This is a genomic window from Variovorax sp. KBW07 (genome assembly GCF_003852515.1).
GTDB lineage: Bacteria > Pseudomonadota > Gammaproteobacteria > Burkholderiales > Burkholderiaceae_C > Variovorax.
Map to the genome: position 1 here is coordinate 426 of NZ_QAJK01000041.1, position 922 is coordinate 1,347.

The 922-nt window shown below is 67.0% G+C and carries 1 protein-coding gene and 1 pseudogene; one reads left to right on the forward strand and one right to left on the reverse strand.

The window, feature by feature from the left end; translation table 11 throughout:
• Positions 1 to 385, reverse strand: a pseudogene (locus tag DBV14_RS33810) (dihydropyrimidine dehydrogenase); the annotation flags it as partial.
• Between the two features lie 263 nt (positions 386 to 648).
• Between DBV14_RS33810 and DBV14_RS33360 the strand changes: the two are divergent.
• A partial coding sequence (locus DBV14_RS33360; protein WP_260396881.1) for a GntR family transcriptional regulator occupies positions 649 to 922 on the forward strand: 274 nt, incomplete at its 3' end.

Here is a 922-nt window from a genome sequence, read left to right on the forward strand (position 1 = left end):
CGGTGGCGTGGCGCTGCAGCAGGCCGATTTCGACCGGCTTGCTCTCGTTGCTGTTGCGCACGCAGGCCTGCTCGCACAGCACCTCGGTCGGGCACACGCGGGCGCACATGCCGCCCAGCGGGTTCTCTTCGAGGATGGTGCGCGCGGCGCCGCGCAGGTTGCCGTCGGCGATGCGGCGGATGAAGGTCGGAATGTCGATGCCCGTGGGGCAGGCCGTCTGGCAGGGCGCGTCGAAGCAGTAGTAGCAGCGCTCGGCTTCGATGTTGGCCTGCACCACGTTCAGCGGCGGGTGGGCGTCGCAGAAGTTCTTCGCGTACTGCGCGGGTTCGAGGCGGCCCGCGCGCACATCCGATGCCAGGTGTGCGGTGGGAGCGACGGGATTCATCGTGCTGCTCATGGGCTTCGGGGCTCCAGGTCGTGGTGGGGATCCGTATGCGACACGAGGGAGCTAGCCCTCATGAAGTTTGACCAAGTGGTCGAATGTCGCGATGATTCAGCAAACGAGGGATGCCGCCCATACACAGTTGGCGCGGCGAACCAGAAAGTGTTTGCCGCCGCGGACCATGCTGTTTGGTGCACTCCCCAGCACAGTTCCCCAGGGCAAACCCTGTGCAGGCTGGCCACATGCGTTTCGAAGGAGACCCGGTGATGCAGAGTTCAAGCAACGCTTCGGCGCTGCGCCAGCCGGCGCAGGCCGGTGCCGGTTGGATGCAGGGCCTGATGGGCGAAATGGACGAAGCCGCGCCCGGCCTCGGGCTGGCGCAACGGCTGGTGGTAGGCGTTGAATTGCGCGTCATCGACGGGCGCCTCGCGCCCGGCACCAAGATGCCTTCGGTGCGCGCGCTGGCCGGCAAGCTGGGCATCAGCACCTTCACCGTCACCGAGTCGTACAGCGCCTTGCGCGCACGCTCGGTGCTGGCCT